Below are 18,397 nucleotides of genomic sequence, written 5' to 3'. Positions count from 1 at the left end.
TGAATAAACGGTAAAGATAAATTTGGTGAATTTCGGCTTTACCATTTGAGGTGGATGTTGAAACGTAACTTGATGTGGTGACTCTTGAGAGAGTCAAACCTTCCAAAATTAGAAAAAACTGCTTAATAATGAGCAATTTTTAAAATTAGCAATTTCTGAATGTATCTGATTACTATACAGGTAGTTGCCACTTTATAGTGTTAGTAACCATCCAGCGGCTCCGCAGCCAATCACTACCAGCCAAGCAGGGAATTTCCAGAACATCAAAGCAATGAGAGCGACCAATGCCAAACCAAAATCTTTTGCTTCAACAATAGCGCTTGTCCATACAGGCTGATAAAGCGCTGACAATAACAAACCAACGACCGCTGCATTGATACCAGATAGTGCGGCTCTTGTGCGCAGATTTTGGCGTAGACTCTCCCAAAACGGCAGGACGCCCATAACCAATAAAAATGACGGCGCAAAGATTGCTATCAAGCAAATCATCCCTCCTAGCCAGCCACTAGGAGCTTGATTCATCGAGCTACCTAGAAATGCTGCAAAGGTAAATAAAGGTCCTGGCACTGCTTGCGTAGCTCCGTAACCTGCTAAGAAAGTATCGTTACTTATCCAGCCTGCGGGAACAATCTCAGCCTGTAATAATGGCAATACTACGTGTCCGCCACCAAATACAAGTGATCCTGCACGAAAAAAGGTATCTACCATAGATAGGGTTTGGCTTGGATACAATGCAGTTAGCAGCGGTAAGCCAATGAGCAATGAAAAAAACAAGAACAACCAAACAAGCCCAGTCCGACGTCTCACAGTAATAGCAAGCGGGTCATGAGCAATCACTTTTTCAGGCTGGAACCATAGCAGCCCAATAATGGCGGCAATCGCAATAACGCTTACTTGAGCTAATGCAGAAGGCACCGAAAGTACAAAACAAGCAGCCAGCGCCATGATAGAGATTCGCGCAACATCGGTACAGAGATTTTCCCCCATACCCCATACCGCTTGCGCAACCACAGCCACTGCCGCGACCTTTAAACCATGCAATACACCAAGTGGAACAATATCCCCATAACTGCTAATACCTAGGGCAAACAATATAAGCACTATGGCAGAGGGTAAGGTAAAACCAGTCCAAGCAGCAAGCGCGCCCGTATATCCTGCTCGGGATAACCCGATAGCAATGCCAACTTGACTGCTGGCAGGTCCTGGTAAAAACTGACAGAGCGCGATTAAATCGGCATAGCTGTTCTCAGTCAGCCACTTGCGGCGTATTACAAACTCATCACGGAAATAGCCCAAATGAGCGACAGGGCCACCAAATGAGGTCAATCCCAATCTAAGGAAGATAAGAAAAACAGCCCATGCTGATCTGCTTTCAATATTAGCATTATTGTGATGTACCACGAGTCACTCTCCTTGGCAGACCGTATAAAGAGAAAGTGTTATAACTTAAAGTCACATACAGAGTTTGATTAACTATTTAGTATTATTTTTACTTACTATTCAGCATCATCTAATAATTTATTAAGGGTTTCTATCATGGGATCATCTATGATGTGATCTTCTACAAAATCCACTATCTGATAAATGGTCGCCAAATCCATTGCTTGAATACCTAAGCTCGCTAACTGCGCATTGATAACCTCTAAGCACTCGTTATCTTCAGCGCCGTCACTCGCGAACCAATACATCTGCTCTAGCAAGGTGTCTTGTTTGGTTAATGTTGAATAGCTATCGCCCTGAATAAATAAATTAAAATAATAAGGCATCTCTACATCATTAATAAAAAAAGTACGCTTACACTCTAGGGTATAGGCTTGTGCTTCTTCACTGTCGTTGCTGTCAACGCCATCAATACCTGCATCATTTTTGTCGTCTTCGCCACGCTCAAGCTCTTCTTTTACCAAGCCCTCTAGGAGTTGGTAGCGCCCTGCTTTTATTTTGTGATTGTAAATAATACTCGCATCCGCGATTGCCTCGAAGATAATGGCACTAACATCTAGAGTATGATTATCAATATCATAGAAGCTTTTTAGCGCAGGTAAAAATTCAGTTAGCTGCTCTTCAGGGACTGGTATGAGAAATTGCTGCTCGTATATCTTGATCATATCTTCGGGCGCGTAAGTATTGGCAGTATCAGTCTCGTTTCTACCGGTAGGCTGTAATGGTAAAAAATCATATGGGTTATCATTGGTCATTTGGGACGGCCTTTTATGTGTGTTAGATTTAATAGATGTCTGCTATCAAAAAAAATGAGCGTCTCTAAGCGGATATATCACTCTTAATATACGCTTAAAATTTATGCGGGTATTGTCGCTTATTTGGACAATTTTAGATAGACAGCGATAGACATACCCCTTGAATTATTCTCATAAAAAAAGACCTTACCCATCAAATAGGCAAGGTCTAAACGCTAAGTCGTACCAAAAACGCTAGGTTTTAATTATAAAAACAATAGCCCTAAACCAATCACAACACCACTAACAAACAGGACGATGACACAAAAACCCATGATATCTTTGGCTTTGAGTCCCGCAATTGCCAAGGCTGGCAATGCCCAAAACGGCTGAATCATATTTGTCCATGCGTCACCCCATGCAACTGCCATAGCAACCTTTGCAGGGTCACTGCCCAGCATCTCTGCCGCCTCTAACATAATGGGTGCTTGCACTGCCCACTGTCCGCCACCTGAAGGGACAAAGAAGTTAACCAGTCCTGCGCTTAAGAAGGCGAAAAGTGGTAATGTCTCAGCTGACGAAATATTGACGAATGCTTCTGACATCACGCCTGCCAAGCCTGATGCTGTCATCATACCCATGATTCCTGCATAAAATGGAAACTGGACAATAATAGCACCGGCGCCTTTGACCGCTTCTTGAACGGCAATCAAATACTTACGAGGTGTTCCGTGAAAGATAATCCCGAGGAACAAAAACATAAAGTTGACCAAATCAAGGGTCAAGGCAAAGCCATTTTGCACAAAATAATAGACGATAAAAGCAATGCCCAATATGCCGATAACCATTGACAAAATCCAGCTATTTTCCAAACGCTCTGCTGGTGTCATGTCCGATTTTTTTGGTAGCTCCTCAACGATTGGTTCAACCAGAAGTCTCGGATCTACCGTCACCGTATCTTCTTTTTTGGGCATCATCAGACGATTTAGTAAAGGAACGATGATAATCAATGCAGCCACAATAATTAAGTTATAGCTAGCAAATATGGTGGCACTGGTTGGAATAACACCAATCTTATCAGCGAACGGATGACCTGCTGTCGCAATGGATAACGGAATGGAGCCCGAAAACCCAGCATGCCAAATAATAAAACCAGAATAAGCACTGGCAATCAATAAACGGTAATCGACATTCTCTACACGCTTTGCCAATTCTTTGGCGAATAATGCCCCAATCACCAACCCAAATCCCCAGTTAATCCAACTTGCCGCAAGGGATACTAAAGTTACCAAGATAATGGCACTGCCCGGCGATTTTGCTAAACTTGCCAGCTTTCCTAAACCTTTTTTAAATATTGGGCTGCTTGCCAATACAAAACCTGTGACTAATACCAACACCATCTGCATTGAGAATGCGAGTAATGCCCAAAAACCTTCACCCCAAAACGCCACCATTTGTACCGGTGAAGAGTCAGTTAATCCTAAACCCAGTACAAAAATAACCACTGTTAAGATAATAACGAACAAAAATGGATCCGGTAAATACTTCTCCATTAAGCTATTCGAAAAACGGGTAATCCCTTTCATTTTATAATTCCTTTTTTTAGATATACATTCCCTGAATGCTACTGCTAGCTAACTATAGTCCATTCAATTTCGAAACGCTACAGCACTGCTATGAATGATTCTTTTTTATTTAGACCTTACTGTTCCTGCCTACTCTTACCTGTTTAATTATATCTTCCACATATAAAAAGGCTTCCAAATAGTTGAAAGCCTTTTTATTTTATTTAGGTGATGAATCATAAATTGATTATGACGCTCTAGAAAACGTGCGTCAAACCAATTGTTATGGCAAAATCTGAATGACCACTATCTGACAGGTGGCGTACCTTCAGCATTAGAGAGCACTACATCAACTTGTATCAATGCGTCCATAGGGATTGCTGATACCCCAAATACTGTTCTGGCAGGCAGCTCACCGTCAAAGAACGTGGTATAAACATCATTGACCGTGTCAATATCGTTAATGTCTTTGAGTTGGATAGTTACTTTAACGATGTCATCCATTTTATGATCGATACTCTCGACAATGGCTTTGATATTCTCTAAACACTGCTGAGTCTGCGCTTTTATATCACCGTCGATAAGCTTACCTGTTTTAGGATTGATAGGTAATTGACCTGAAAAATGATTATAGTGAGAAAAAGCAACCGTCTGCGTACTTAACAATTGCTTTGGCGCCTGCTCAGTATTATTGACTTTGATCACAATGCCATGTCGATCTTCAACGGCTTGTGGCGGTGTGCCATCTCCATGTGATACCACGGCTTCAACTTGTACCAAAGCACCCATAGGTAGCCCTGAAACCATAGTCACTGTACGCGCCGGCAGATAATTGACGGCTCTTGCAATAGCAGTATCTGGGAAAAAAGTGCTATAAACGTCATCGACGGCTGCGATATCAGCAAGGTTAGTTAGACTAATGTTTATTTTGACAATGTCATCAACACCGACATCGATACTATTCAAAATCGACTTGATATTGGTTAGGCATTGCGCCGTCTGCTCTACTATACCGCCTGCTACTAATTGCCCTGAAATAGGATCGATTGGTAATTGTGCTGAAACGTTATTATAATGAGAAAAAGCAACGGTTTGGGTAGATAGAGAGTCTATTGGTGCGTTATCAGCATTTTTTGCCACTTTTACTAGCTCGCAAGGGGCTTGCGGGTGAGTACCTTCGCCATTTGAAAGTAATGCATCCATTTGTACTAAGGCACCGTCCATAGGCAGCTCTGCAACCATCACTACGTTACGTGTCGGCAAATAGTTGTTAAAGAGAGTACGATAGACAGCATCTACTGCCTGCATATCTGCAATATCTTTTAAAAATACAGTGATTTTAATCACATCATCCATGAGATGATCAGTACTTTCTACAATCGCCTTGATATTATCTAAGCACTGTTTGGCTTGTGCTGCGATATCAGCAGCGATTAATGTTCCCGTCTTTGGATCAATTGGTAATTGTGCTGAGATATTATTGTAATGAGAAAAAGCAACGCTTTGAGTTGACGTTGAGCTAATCGGCGCACGGTTCGTGTTTCTAGATAATTTTATGATGGTATCATTCATATCGTGATAATCCCTATTTGATATATTTATTAATGCAGCAGGCATCTAGCCCGCTGTCGTCGCTTTAAGATCTTTACTAGATGCGAAAAGGAATATGAGAAACTAAGAAACCGTAGGAAGTCCCTACGGCTTCTTAGCTTGATGCGAAAAGATAAAATTGTGTGATTAATATATATTAGCCAGCAGCTAATACGCCACCGATGATAGCAACTACGCCGCCTAATGCACGGGTAATACGATTGTCGGCTTTGAGCATCATGGTACCTAGACCACGACCGACAAAAGTAATGGCTAAGGTGGCGACAACGAAGCCAGCCATATAAAGCAATAAGCTTGAACCTTGTGTCATTTCAGTACCATGAGCATAACCGTGGGCAACCATAAACAGGGCAACTAAGGTTCCACCAACAGCAGTCGACAGTTTTGCTAACGTGGCGATTAGTACACCGACTAGCAATACTGACATGGCGATGCCGGTCTCTACCCCAGCCAAACTGATACCCGCCCAAGCAAGGCCTGCGCCAGCTATCATGCCGCCTACGACAAATAACGGCGTGCCACGTTTCATCGTAGTGTTTTGGCGGATACTCCAAAAACCAATCGCGCCCATGGCCAATAAGTGGTCAAGGCCCATCATCGGATGCAGTAAGCCGCTAAGGAAACCATTGCTCACCTGCTCGCCATGGCCAGGGTGGGCCATCGCCAAAGTGGCAGTCATCATCAACCCTGCTATCAGCAGCAATTTAGTCATTTTATTCATCTTTCTCTCCTATTTTTTTTGTTTTCTGTTGTCTGATTGATTGGTCTAGTTAATACTTTGAAGTACTGTCCGCGTACTTATAGTTGATCCACTTTTAAAAGAGTACAGAACTACTGGGGTTGATTATTCGCAGCCTCTGTCTGCGTAGCCACAGCAAGCAAGAAAAATTAACCCCAGTAGTGATTGATAATATTTGCATTTTTTTATTTAGGACTGACTATAATTATTAAATGCCAGCAATTAAGCATTAAGCATTGGCGCTTAGCTTTCCAGGACGACGCTCAGGCAACATACCTTGCTTTAAGATAAAGCTAATGATTTCTTCTACGCCTACGCCGTCATATAAGTTGGTGAAGATAAAAGGACGTTCTCCGCGCATTTTCTTTGAATCACGCTCCATCACATCTAGCGAAGCATGGACATATTCAGCGATGTCAATTTTATTAATAATCAGCAGGTCTGACTTAGTTATACCTGGGCCACCTTTACGAGGAATTTTGTCACCAGCAGCGACGTCAATGACATATAAGGTCAAATCAGAAAGCTCTGGGCTAAAGGTTGCCGCCAAGTTATCGCCGCCAGACTCTACTAACACCAGCTCTAGGTCAGGATGGCGCGTTTGCAAATCATCAATAGCAGCTAAATTCATCGAGGCATCTTCGCGGATAGCGGTATGCGGACAGCCGCCCGTTTCTACGCCCAAAATACGATCGGCAGGCAGAGCATCATGCTTTAACAAAAAATCAGCATCTTCACGTGTATAGATATCGTTAGTAACCACAGCGATATCATAGTGATCTTTTAGCGCACTACATAACTGACGTAATAAAGCTGTTTTTCCAGAACCAACCGGACCACCAACACCTACTCTTAAACAATGTTTCATGTATATTTTCCTTATCTAAAAACGAAGCAATAATTTAGCTTCGAAATAATCGTGAATATTGAGTTTCATGCTGAGCACTACCCAGTGCTAAGCCGGGTAAAATCGGACCCAACTGCTCATCAGTTAAGGTTAAAGCCTTATCAACTGCCGCCACCAGTTGTGGACGCAAGGTCTCGTTCAAACGTTGTGCAGCGGTATGACCGAGTGGCAGTGCTTTGCAAGCAGCCGCCAGCTGATTTTCTAGCCAGCCCCAAGCAAATCCCAGTAGAGCTTGACGTACAGGCACCTGCCTTTGATGGGCAGTCCATGCAAACACAGTGACATAGCCCGGTTCCTTTGGTAGCTCGGCATGACCTAACGCTGGCTGTGGCTGCAACTCTAAACTGTTGAGCAAGCGCATCAATGCTTGACCTAAACGTGTGTCTTCATCGCTCAGCTCAGCCGTTTCCCGATTGGCATGTAGCCAATCATTCCAAAAGGCCAGACCATCACCGTCGTTATTTGCCCAACATCTCTGTAAACGTGCTAAGACAGGCAGTTCACAACGCGTCAAACCGTCACCTAAAACGCCTTCCAACCATTCGCCCAGTTGAGCTTCATTATTGACCCAACCCAGCTCAAACGCACTTTCCAAACCTTGCGACCAAGCAAAAGCACCAATAGGTAATGCTGGGCTAATTAATTGCATCAAACCTAACAATGCCAGATCGCTCACAGCATTTGACGGCTCATCAATGCGCATGGTTATGACCGTCGTGTTCAGAATGGTCGTGGTCATGAGAATGAGAGTGAGAATGTGCATGACTATTTGAGTGCGAGTGCTCGCGACCAGCCTGCGCATAAGCACCAGATTCAGGATCAAATGGTGCGTCGTGATGCCTTAAATCTGCTCCCAATAGTACTGCTAGCTCCTCAAGCACATGATCTGGAGGAAAACGCACCCAATGACGCCCATCTTCATCGCTACCAAGGGCGAGTGACACATGTCGATTACCTAAGTGATAACACAGTCTCGCGAGTGGTAAACCGCTTTCGATATAAGCAGTAGCCACTGGCTCATCAGCTGCAAGAACCTGAATCACCTCACCACTATCGGCTTGTAGCAAATCACCATGACGAAGCACAGGACCTCGGTCAAGAAACAGACCCATATCACGTTCGTTATCACTAACTGCCTTTAGACGGCCACGAATACGTAGCTCATAAGGCAAGGTCAAGGTGTCATAAATATCAACCGAAGCATTACCATCCATTCTTTTTATTAATTCAAGCATATTATTATCCTTACAAACTTAAAACAAATGACCTAAAACAGATGATAAAGCTGAGCTAATGGCAGTTCAGAGAGCGGCTCACACGTTAAAAGTACACCGTCTACACGAACTTCATAAGTTTCTGGATCTACTGTTATATTCGGGCAGTAATCGTTCAGCTTCATGTCTTTTTTGCGCATGCTACGAACGTTTTTACACGCGACCAATCGGCTTCTTAGCCCCAGTTTTTCTTCAAGTCCCGTGTCCATCGCAGCTTGGCTAACAAAGGTAACGCGAGTAGCAGAAACTGCACGTCCTAGCGCGCCAAACATACGGCGGTAATGCACTGGCTGCGGGGTCGAAATCGCTGCGTTAGGATCGCCCATTGCAGCACCAGCAATCATGCCGCCTTTTAATATAATGGACGGCTTAACACCAAAAAACTTAGGACGCCATAGTACCAAGTCTGCCATTTTGCCAATCTCTACCGAGCCCACTTCATGTGATACACCATGGGTGATGGCAGGATTGATGGTGTATTTGGCAATATAACGTTTGACTCGGAAGTTATCAGTACCGCGCTCTTGATCTTCTGGTAGCAGACCACGTTGCAGGCGCATTTTGTGCGCGGTTTGCCACGTACGGCAGACCACTTCACCAATACGGCCCATGGCTTGAGAGTCCGATGAAATCATTGAAATGGCACCAAGATCATGCAAAATATCTTCTGCAGCAATGGTCTCACGGCGGATACGCGAGTCAGCAAAGGCCACATCTTCAGGAATATTTGGGTCTAAGTGATGACACTCCATCAGCATGTCTAGATGCTCGTCAACAGTGTTGATGGTGTACGGGCGTGTTGGATTGGTCGATGACGGTAAAACATTTGGCTGACCACAAGCGACAATAATATCTGGCGCATGACCACCACCAGCACCTTCAGTATGATACGAATGGATACAGCGGTCTTTAAAGGCCTCTAGCGTATCTTTGACAAATCCGGACTCATTTAAACTATCAGCATGTAACGCTACCTGAATATCGTAACGGTCAGCAACATCAAGCGCATTACTAATGGTTGCTGGCGTTGCCGCCCAATCTTCATGAACTTTTAAACTCATAACGCCAGCTTTGACTTGCTCTTCAAGTGCTGCAGGCGTACTGGCACTGCCTTTACCCAAAAATCCGATGTTAATAGGCAGGTCATCCACGGCTTGCATCATTTTGCCAATGTGCCACGGTCCAGGCGTGTTGGTGGTAGCGACTGAGCCAGTTGCAGGGCCAGTACCGCCACCAATCATAGTGGTAAGACCGCTCATTAACGCCTCATCTACTTGCTGCGGGCAGATATAGTGCACGTGTGTGTCTACCGCGCCTGCGGTCAATATTTGGTTTTCACCAGCGATAATCTCAGTACCTGCGCCAATGATAATATCAACATCCGGCTGCGTATCTGGGTTGCCGGCTTTACCGATAGCTGCAATGCGCCCGTCTTTTAAGCCAACATCGGCTTTTAAGATGCCCCACCAATCAATAATAATAACGTTGGTAATCACGGTATCCATCACTGAGTCTGAGCACAATTGGCTTTGTCCCATACCATCACGAATCACTTTACCGCCACCGAATACTACCTCTTCGCCATAATGGGTGTGGTCCTTTTCAATCTCGATCCAAAGCTCAGTATCGCCTAAACGGAGGCGATCGCCAACGGTCGGACCATACATATTGGCATAGGCGTCGCGAGATATTTTCATCGTGTTTCTCCTGAATCTGAATTGTCATCTAGCGCACCCATCACCTCACCTCTAAAGCCAAAGATGCGGCGCAGTCCGGCATAAGGCAGTAACGACACCTCACGTTTTTGACCTGGCTCAAAGCGCGTAGCGGTGCCAGCAGGTATCGCTAGGCGATGTCCATAGGCTTTTTTGCGATCAAAGCTCAGTGCGCTATTGGTTTCAGCGAAGTGATAGTGAGAGCCCACTTGTATAGGGCGATCGCCGGTATTGGCCACTTCAATCACAAAGCTCTCGCGCCCTACGCACAGTTCAATATCACCTTTCTTTAATTGATATTCACCCGGAATCATTATGCTCTCCTTTAGCTTTATGCTCTTATTAGATAATAGGACTGTGAACAGTCACCAGTTTGGTGCCATCAGGGAAAGTCGCTTCGACCTGAATACTTTCAATCATCTCAGGTACACCTTCCATCACATCATCACGAGTTAAAATTTCGCGACCGGCGCCCATCATTTCTGCCACCGTGCGCCCTTCTCGTGCGCCTTCCATAATCTCACAACTTATCAGAGCAATCGCTTCTGGATAATTAAGCTTCAGCCCTTTTGCCTTACGGCGCTCGGCCAAAAGCCCAGCAGTAAAAAGCATTAATTTGTCTTTGTCTCTGGGGGTTAATTCCATTATTGTCTCCATTATTATTGATATTGTTGTGCTGAAAACCGATTTATTTGCGGCTTGCTTTTATGCGTAATCGAAAAAAAATACGCAAAAGAATTATTAGGTTAACCAAATGCGCGGCGTCACTGCCTCAACATCCATCAGTCTTGGGCGCAGAATTTCCCTCGCTTGTTGCAATAAATCCCATGCTTCATTGCGCTCCATACCCAAGTATCGTAGTAAGAGCACACCGCGGCGATAAGTCACCGCCCAATTGTGGTTGGCAGGTATTTTGTCGCGTAGTTCGGTAATGGTGTCAGCAGGGTCACTCAGTCCGACAGCCCAAAGGGTAGCGTGAACCGTAGCACCGCCTTGTCCCCATTTACCTAAAAAGCGAGGATGTGTTGGGTCAATAGCTTGGCGCTCTAACCATAGTGGCTGACCTTTTCGGCTAAGCTGAAAACGCTGTTCAATGATGCCGCTGACATAAGGTAAGTCGCTGGCTGGGCGGCCAAGGCCAATCATTTCCCAGCCCAAGCATTTAGCCGTTTCAGCCAAATCAATAATCACCGTTTGCTCACCGCGTGACCCATCAAAAGCCAGCGTTTCTTGTGGCAGCCATTCAAGCGTGGCACCGTCTTCGATTTTAAGATGAGTATGCTGTGTCCAAGCGACATTATTGCTATCGGCTCGATACAGTTTGTTGGCAGCTGGGGTGGTTAATAAAGCGTGGGCGTTTTCAGACACCGTAACATCGATGGTTAAAGAATCACCGCTGGCAATACCGCCGGGCGGATGCAGAAGATACACATGACAGCAGCCATCACGACCTTCAGGGTAAAAAGCGCGCTGTACCCGCAGTGGACCATAGTGACGTGCGACATTCATGCGAGTAATGCGAGTGTCCGCTTCAGGATAAGCTGCAAACCCTAAAGTTAATGAGGCTGGCCAATGGCGGCTGGCATCAAAACGATGCCCAGAATCTATGATTGGCTGCGGATGCACAGGCATAGAAAATAAAATCGTCATGCGATTGGAAACCTTTTTTATAGGCCCAGCGCGACATACATCGCTGAATCGTCAGCAAATTGGCTGACAATAGCAAAATGAGAAAATACATTCACGTGCGCGGGTGAGGTTAGAGTGACAGTGGCAGCCTAGTAGCTGTCAGCGAATGTCATCAGTTGGGCAATGATTGCCTAAAAACCATAAAACGAGTAGTGCAGATAAATTGCGATGTACCATCAGGGTAGAAGATGCTTCCCTTGATATGTGTATGAGCTTAATTAATGCAAATAGGCGCTCTAAAAAAGCACTTATGGGCAAACAGCCATACTGTTTATCTCTTATAAGCCAACCGTACATAATTGTCAAATTGTTTCTTTACACATTGGTAAAAATTATGGCAGCTTAATCCTATTTTTAGTTAATCTGTACTGTGAATCTTGTAGTAATTCAATAAGATAGATAGCTAGAAGATAGTAACCCTAGCAAACATGAGACGAAAATTTCAAAGTATTAACACTTATTAAATATTTTGGAGGAAGTCTCAGCAAAAAATTACTGCTTCATCCCCATCCTGCCACGGCTGAAATTTGGTCATCGTTTGCAAAAAAAACGGATGCTGCAGCCAATCTTGTAACCATCGCTGTAGATTTGGATAAGGGAGGCTATAAAAAACATCGCGATCGACATGAGCGAATTGACGGACAAAAGGCATAATACCAATATCGGCAATCGTTACAGTTTTCCCTAGCAAATAAGGATTTTTAGTCAGCAACTCCTCTAACACTTGTAAAAATATTTCACCCTTCTGTTGATACTCTGTCTGGGTCATGTCTATATGACGATCGGCATATTTATAGCGATCGAGCCAATATTTAAATTCGTTGTCGTTTTTATCAATCAAAGCATTTGCCTGCTGCAAAACCTCTGCATCCAAAAGCCCTTGCGGATCTTGCTGCTCAAGCGCCCATATCATTATCTCTGTACTCTCTTCAATCACCGTCCTATCTACAAGTTGTAAAACAGGTACCGTACCTTTTGGGCTAATGGCTAGCATCTGACACGGCTTATTTTTCAGTGTTATTTCGCGCAGCTCTACCTGTAGCTCAGCAAATAGTATGCCGAGACGGGCGCGCATGGCATAAGGGCAGCGACGAAAAGAATACAGGCAATGATAAGAGGAAGTCATAGGTAGGGTTCGTAGTTGAATTGAGATTAATAAGTTTAAACGCGGAGGTTGATTATTACTAGGGCGTGTCATCATTTTAAAAATACTAGGGACGATACCTTCATTTACACATCATAACAATGCAAGTAATTGCATTGTTATGATGGTCTGGATAATTTAGAAGATAGAGCACTAGGTTAGAACGATATTTACAGCACCATGGTTAAAATTTTTATACTTGTTAACTTATCCAACTTATATTGGGATTTACGATAAATTCGATTGCTAGGATTTTCTAAAGCAGTTACACTTCCTTAATAAACCGCTACATTCACGACAAGGAAGTCGATATGCCTCGTAATATCTCTCACGCTATTGTTAACCCTACCACCCTTAAAACATTGACCAAAAGTATGCTTGGCAGGTCTAGCGCATGCTGAGCTTTATAGCAGCGTGACATTTTTCGGCGATAGCTTGACTGATGGCGGTTATTTTAGTCCCATTACCCAAGGCAAGCTCGGTATTAAAGAGTCAGGTCAATTTACAACCAATCCTGATAACGTATGGGCAACGTCATTCGCTGAGCAGCTAGGTACAACAGCTGTTCCCATCGTTTATCTTGGAAATCAAGCTGGTAATAACTATGCTATTGGTGGTGCAAGAGCAGGCAAGGATATCGTTAATACGGACTTTGGCGTTAACGTTCCTGTTGCGTCTGTGAACACTCAAGTAAATAGTTATCTTACTAATAAAAAAGTTGATTCTAATGGTATGTATGTGGTGTGGGGAGGCGCAAACGATTTACTTGCGGCAGCTGCAAACCCTGCTAATGCGATAAATACGATTTCATCAGCGGCTGGCAGCCAAGTCGCCGCTATTAAAGCGCTCAAAGATAAGGGTGCGAACTATATTTTAGTACCTAATATCCCTGATATAGGTCTAACACCTACTGCTATCGCTGCAGGAGCAGGGTTTCAATCGTCTGGTACGATGTTAGCAAATTTATATAATCAAACTATGTATAGTGGCGCAGTAGCTACGGGTGCTAATATCATACCGCTCGATACTTTTAGCTTATTACAACAAGTCGCTGCCAACCCTACGGCTTATGGCTTTACAAATATGACTCAAAAAGCTTGCAACACTTCAAGCTCGCTTTTATGTGGATCAAGTAATTTAGTCGCGCCAGGTGCCAATGAAAGCTATTTCTTTGCTGATGGCATCCACCCATCAGGACGTGCGCACCAGATGATTGCAGATTACGCCAGTGCCGTCGTTACCGCTCCTAGTCTTATTGGCGTGTTGCCGCACATTGCGACGACAGCAGGGCTAGCAACTAGCGAGCGCTTGCAATCTCACATCAATCAAATCCAAAGTAGTGAACAAAAACCTGCCCGTAAGTTATGGGCAACCGGTGATTTTGAAAATCAAGATATTGCAGGGTTTGAAGGCGATAGTAATACCCAAGTATTATTAGGTGTAGATTTTGCTCATCCTAACTCAGCACATGCGGTAACAGGCTTGTATGGCAATATCACTCAAAAGGATTTTGAAAATTCCGGGGTTCGCACTGGCTTAAGCAATATCGACTTAGAAGAAGTGGGCTTTGGTGTCTATCATAGCAATACCTTAGATAAGCTTGGCGGCGTGCAAATCAATGGTGCGGTTGGCTTTGGTAATCTAGACGTTGATGTCACTCGTGCGGTTACACTTGGCGGCAATAAACAAGAATTTAACTCTAATGCTGATGGTAAACGTTACTATGCTAACTTGCAGGCAGGATATCCGATGCAGTTCAGCAGCCTTGCTATCATGCCATATATCGGTGCAACGGCTAGCCGTGTGAGATTGGACGCGCTAAAAGAGCAAGAAATGTCTGGTATCGCCATGCAGTTCGATGAGCAAAAATATACTACTACTTATGGCAAACTTGGCGTGAAAGCCAACCATAATCTAGGCGATTCACTTAATGTATTCGGGGATGTTCATTATCAAAAGCAGTTGAGTGACAATCGTGAAGCGGCTTCTGCGCGTCTTAACACCATAGCAAATATCAGCTTTGATACGCCAATGGTGCAGACCGACGATGATAATTTTGGTATGACACTTGGCGTATCTAAAAGCTTTGGTCAATTAAATGCCAATGCTGGTGTTACGCACTCGCAAGGTGATGATGACAAATCAACGAGTTTGTTTGTCGGTCTTAGCAGCACTTACTAAACGGTTTGAATCAAGCTTAGTTGCTGATAGTTTATATATTGAAGCTCAAAAAAACCGCCAAACGCTAAAAAGTGCTTGGCGGTTTTCTATTGAGATGGATTTTAAATAGGCTTTTTAAGATTTTTTCTTACGTCGTTATGAGTACTATCATGATTTAACTGGCAGCCCATATTCCACTTTGCTAATAACCTCACCATGCTGCTCAATCGTTAGCCAGTAGCCTTTAATCACGCCGCCATATGGCAAGTTGCCATTGTAGTTTTTGTAATGCTCATCAATACACTTTTGTACGATGACCTCACGTTCTGTCTCAGTCATTCGAGCAATATTTTCAGGCAAGTGAGTATGAGCCAATTGAGCCGCGCCGCCACGGGACATCCAATTTGCGCCGGCAGTAAACTCAAAATCAACATCTGCTCTTAACCGATATTTAGGCAAAGGATACGCATAATGCGCCAAATCATACTTGATTTGAGCGATGTCTTCTTCAAACGTCTCATCCTGCATATCAAGTACTGAAACCAGCTTTTCTAAGAATTTCTCAGGAGTAAAATAAGCATCGATATAACTGCCATCCAAGCCCAATTTTTCGCTAGACAGTACATGACGCAGGCGATCACAGGCAGGAATAGTATGCTTAAGCGGATAGCCCATGGCTTTGGTAATATCTTGGGGACGGCGCTCACACGTATCGATTTGAGTAATGATACGGCGCGCCAAAGAATGCTGCGGTCTATAATAGCGGGTATATTTGGAATGAGTAGCAGGAAGATTAAACAAGTGAGACTCCTATAACTCCGACAATAAAAGTATAATAATAAGCCAAATTCGGCAAATCAAATAAGGCATGGATGACTTTGTCGGAGAAAAGGCTCATGCGCTTTACCAGAGTTATTTTATATCGTGCTGGAAGTTGCAAGGCTTGTAGCGCTGTCATTGATTGATTCACAATGGCAAGTGAAAGCTACGAAACCATTAAACCCACGATAGGTCTGAATGACCATTTTTAATAATGATAGCACATCAGATAATGGTAATACTGTTAATCTTCATTATAAAACGTAGCAGTATATATCCTATTCCTTTTATAGCAAATAGACTATAACGCTGACATTTAAAAAACCCTATAAGCTGCATTCAACTTATAGGGTCAGTGTAAAGTCGAGTATATTACTTAGCTATTAACGCTCTAAATGTAGATACTGCAAATGGCGCTCGTACTGATTTAAGATATCGACCAATACTTGCTCTTTGGAGTAACCAACTAAGTCATACTCTTGCGAGCCTTCACTTAAGAACACTTCCGCACGATAATAGTACTCTGCATTCTTAGTTGATGTGCTCAATGTAAAGTTAGGACGCTCCGCTTTGATCAAATTAACTTCATAAATAAAGTCGTCTTCATCACCATGTCCAACCCGTAATTTCAGACCATCTATTTGACCGCTACTCTCATCCATACCTTCATCTATATCTTGTCCGATATGTTCAGGGTTACGGATATCCAAAGAGGTTTTTAAACCGCCTGCCGCAAATTCTTTTTCAACTTCCGTCATGGCAGGTCTGACCACATTTTGTAAAAACTGTTCCACTTGTGCATGTTTAGGGAAACTGACAATACGTTGCAAGCGTGCTTTCCAGCTTTTACCACTATCAAGCACATTAGCCGTACCAATCGTACTGGCTTTACGCTTATTACCTTCCTCTTTGAGCGACTTCCACATCGACATCATATAGAGTACAAGGATGAGTGAGAATGGCAAACCTGCAATGACAGATACTGACTGTAATGAGGCAAAACCACCAGCAAACAATAAGCCTAGGGTAATAAGACCGGTCGCTGCTGCCCAAAATAAGCGTAACCAAACAGGTGCATCCGTATCATTGGTCATTCCTTTTGAGCTTAGGTTCGCCAATACTAAAGCGCCTGAGTCAGCTGAAGTCACAAAGAATACTAACCCAATCACAACACCTGCAAATGATAGCACTTCGCTGTAAGGAAAATACTCAAACAAGGCAAACATGCCCATTGCCGCATCATTGACTGCGATTTCACCAAGTTCAGTGGCACCATTGGCAACCAAATCTATCGCTGAGTTACCAAAGATAGAGAACCAAGCAAAGATGAATCCAAGTGGGATAAACATCACACCAAATACGAACTCACGCAGGGTACGACCACGGCTAATACGCGCAATAAATAGGCCTACAAACGGTGCCCAAGCGACCCACCATGCCCAGAAAAATATCGTCCAACCTGATTTCCAATCAGCGCCTGCTTGACCATCATAAGCATAAACATCAAAGGTTTTGAAAACGATGGTTTGGAAGTACTGTCCAATATTTTGTGTAAAGGTATTCAGCAAATAAACCGTGTTACCCATCACCAATATGGCAATCAGTAGCAATATCGACGATAGCATGTTGAATTCGGATAAACGGCGGACACCTCTTTCCACACCAGTCATCGCAGAGATCGCCGCGGCAGCGACAACACCTATGATGATAAAGGTTTGAACCATTTTGCTGGATTCAATCCCAAACACATGAGTCAAACCAGCATTGGCTTGCAATACACCAATACCCAAACTGGTCGCGATACCCATCAAGGTACAAACCACACCAAAGGTATCAATACCATCACCAAGCCAGCCTTTAATTAAGCGCTCGCCAAAGATAGGCGTCAGTGGTGAACGTAACGCGAGTGGCATGTTTTTACGATAAGCAAAGTACGCCAATGCCATCCCGATTAAGGCATAAATGCCCCAGCCATGTAGACCCCAATGTAAAAAGGTCTGCGCAAGTGCTTCACGCATAGCCGCCTCACTGGCAGGCTCGAGCCCCGTATGCGGCGTCAGATAATGCATCAACGGCTCAGACGCACCAAAGAACAATAGGTCAATACCAATACCCGCGGAGAACAGCATCGCTGCCCACGCTAAAAAGGGAAATTGTGCTTTTTCGTGATCTTGACCAAGCTTGATATCGCCATACTTAGAAAAGCCAACAAACAAGGCGAATATACTATACGCGGCAACCACCAGCATGTAATACCAGCCAAAGCTCTCTGATACCCATGCCATACTTGAACTTAATAATGCCTCACTATAATCTGGAAACGCAATCGTCCAGATTATCAATAAAATAGAAATAATAGCTGAGCCTAAAAAAACCGTCTTATTTAGAGTCAGGGGTTTCGTCGCATCCTTTGATGGCGAGCTGTACATAAAAGACCTCAATAGGTAAATTAAACAGGGTCTGATATTGCTTTGTCCGTCATAATCTTATGACCGATAACCGCATGACATACAAATACCTGCATGACGCACAAAGCAGTACCAATAAATGAAATTTGCTAAATCAACAATGTGAAAAAATAGCAAAGCAAACGATAAACA

General features: G+C 43.8%; 16 protein-coding genes. 1 reads left to right on the top strand and 15 read right to left on the bottom strand.

What is annotated here, in order from left to right; genetic code table 11:
- Window positions 1-192 precede the first annotated feature (192 nt).
- The 13 genes from chrA to JMX75_RS06155 all read right to left on the bottom strand — a co-directional run bounded on the left by chrA (window position 193) and on the right by JMX75_RS06155 (window position 12,800).
- Window positions 193-1,401: a chromate efflux transporter gene (chrA, locus tag JMX75_RS06215; protein ID WP_201531544.1), complete on the bottom strand. Its 1,209-nt coding sequence runs from the start codon at window positions 1,399-1,401 to the stop codon at window positions 193-195.
- Window positions 1,402-1,496: 95 nt separating this feature from the next.
- Window positions 1,497-2,195, bottom strand: coding sequence for a hypothetical protein (locus tag JMX75_RS06210; protein WP_201531542.1), 699 nt, complete (start codon window positions 2,193-2,195; stop codon window positions 1,497-1,499).
- 245 nt (window positions 2,196-2,440) lie between these two features.
- Window positions 2,441-3,760: a short-chain fatty acid transporter gene (locus tag JMX75_RS06205; protein ID WP_201531540.1), complete on the bottom strand. Its 1,320-nt coding sequence runs from the start codon at window positions 3,758-3,760 to the stop codon at window positions 2,441-2,443.
- A 285-nt stretch (window positions 3,761-4,045) separates the two neighbouring features.
- Window positions 4,046-5,311: a RidA family protein gene (locus JMX75_RS06200; protein ID WP_201531538.1), complete on the bottom strand. Its 1,266-nt coding sequence runs from the start codon at window positions 5,309-5,311 to the stop codon at window positions 4,046-4,048.
- Between the two features lie 175 nt (window positions 5,312-5,486).
- A complete protein-coding gene (locus JMX75_RS06195) occupies window positions 5,487-6,071 on the bottom strand; it encodes a HupE/UreJ family protein (protein ID WP_201531536.1) in 585 nt (194 codons plus the stop codon).
- 247 nt (window positions 6,072-6,318) lie between these two features.
- Window positions 6,319-6,957, bottom strand: coding sequence for an urease accessory protein UreG (gene ureG, locus JMX75_RS06190; protein WP_201531534.1), 639 nt, complete (start codon window positions 6,955-6,957; stop codon window positions 6,319-6,321).
- 34 nt (window positions 6,958-6,991) lie between these two features.
- A complete protein-coding gene (locus tag JMX75_RS06185; protein WP_201531532.1) occupies window positions 6,992-7,699 on the bottom strand; it encodes an urease accessory protein UreF in 708 nt (235 codons plus the stop codon).
- Window positions 7,689-8,231 carry an urease accessory protein UreE gene (gene ureE, locus JMX75_RS06180; protein WP_201531530.1) on the bottom strand — a complete coding sequence of 181 codons (543 nt, stop codon included), beginning with the start codon at window positions 8,229-8,231 and terminating at the stop codon, window positions 7,689-7,691. Before ureE ends, JMX75_RS06185 begins: the two co-directional genes overlap by 11 nt.
- Window positions 8,232-8,263: 32 nt before the next feature.
- Window positions 8,264-9,967, bottom strand: coding sequence for an urease subunit alpha (gene ureC, locus JMX75_RS06175; protein WP_133105381.1), 1,704 nt, complete (start codon window positions 9,965-9,967; stop codon window positions 8,264-8,266).
- Window positions 9,964-10,299, bottom strand: a complete 336-nt coding sequence (locus JMX75_RS06170; protein WP_201531528.1) for an urease subunit beta — start codon at window positions 10,297-10,299, stop codon at window positions 9,964-9,966. The genes ureC and JMX75_RS06170 overlap by 4 nt, the downstream gene beginning before the upstream one ends.
- 28 nt (window positions 10,300-10,327) lie before the next feature.
- A complete protein-coding gene (gene ureA / locus JMX75_RS06165) occupies window positions 10,328-10,630 on the bottom strand; it encodes an urease subunit gamma (protein WP_011513222.1) in 303 nt (100 codons plus the stop codon).
- Window positions 10,631-10,726: 96 nt separating this feature from the next.
- On the bottom strand, window positions 10,727-11,635 hold the full coding sequence (locus tag JMX75_RS06160; RefSeq protein WP_133105379.1) for an urease accessory protein UreD: 909 nt from the start codon (window positions 11,633-11,635) through the stop codon (window positions 10,727-10,729).
- Window positions 11,636-12,155: 520 nt separating this feature from the next.
- A complete protein-coding gene (locus JMX75_RS06155; RefSeq protein ID WP_227673003.1) occupies window positions 12,156-12,800 on the bottom strand; it encodes a glutathione S-transferase in 645 nt (214 codons plus the stop codon).
- A 396-nt stretch (window positions 12,801-13,196) separates the two neighbouring features.
- Between JMX75_RS06155 and JMX75_RS06150 the strand changes: the two genes are divergently transcribed.
- A complete protein-coding gene (locus JMX75_RS06150; RefSeq protein ID WP_133105377.1) occupies window positions 13,197-14,999 on the top strand; it encodes an autotransporter domain-containing protein in 1,803 nt (600 codons plus the stop codon).
- Between the two features lie 147 nt (window positions 15,000-15,146).
- Here the strand turns inward: JMX75_RS06150 and JMX75_RS06145 are convergent, their stop codons facing one another.
- Window positions 15,147-15,779 (bottom strand): hypothetical protein, encoded by a 633-nt coding sequence (locus JMX75_RS06145; protein ID WP_201531526.1) that lies wholly within the window; start codon window positions 15,777-15,779, stop codon window positions 15,147-15,149.
- A 401-nt stretch (window positions 15,780-16,180) separates the two neighbouring features.
- A complete protein-coding gene (betT, locus tag JMX75_RS06140; protein ID WP_181210290.1) occupies window positions 16,181-18,226 on the bottom strand; it encodes a choline BCCT transporter BetT in 2,046 nt (681 codons plus the stop codon).
- Window positions 18,227-18,397: the final 171 nt, after the last annotated feature.

The organism is Psychrobacter sp. LFX-11D, assembly GCF_904846475.1.
Taxonomy (GTDB): domain Bacteria; phylum Pseudomonadota; class Gammaproteobacteria; order Pseudomonadales; family Moraxellaceae; genus Psychrobacter; species Psychrobacter cryohalolentis.
This window is presented reverse-complemented; position numbering and strand designations above follow the sequence as displayed.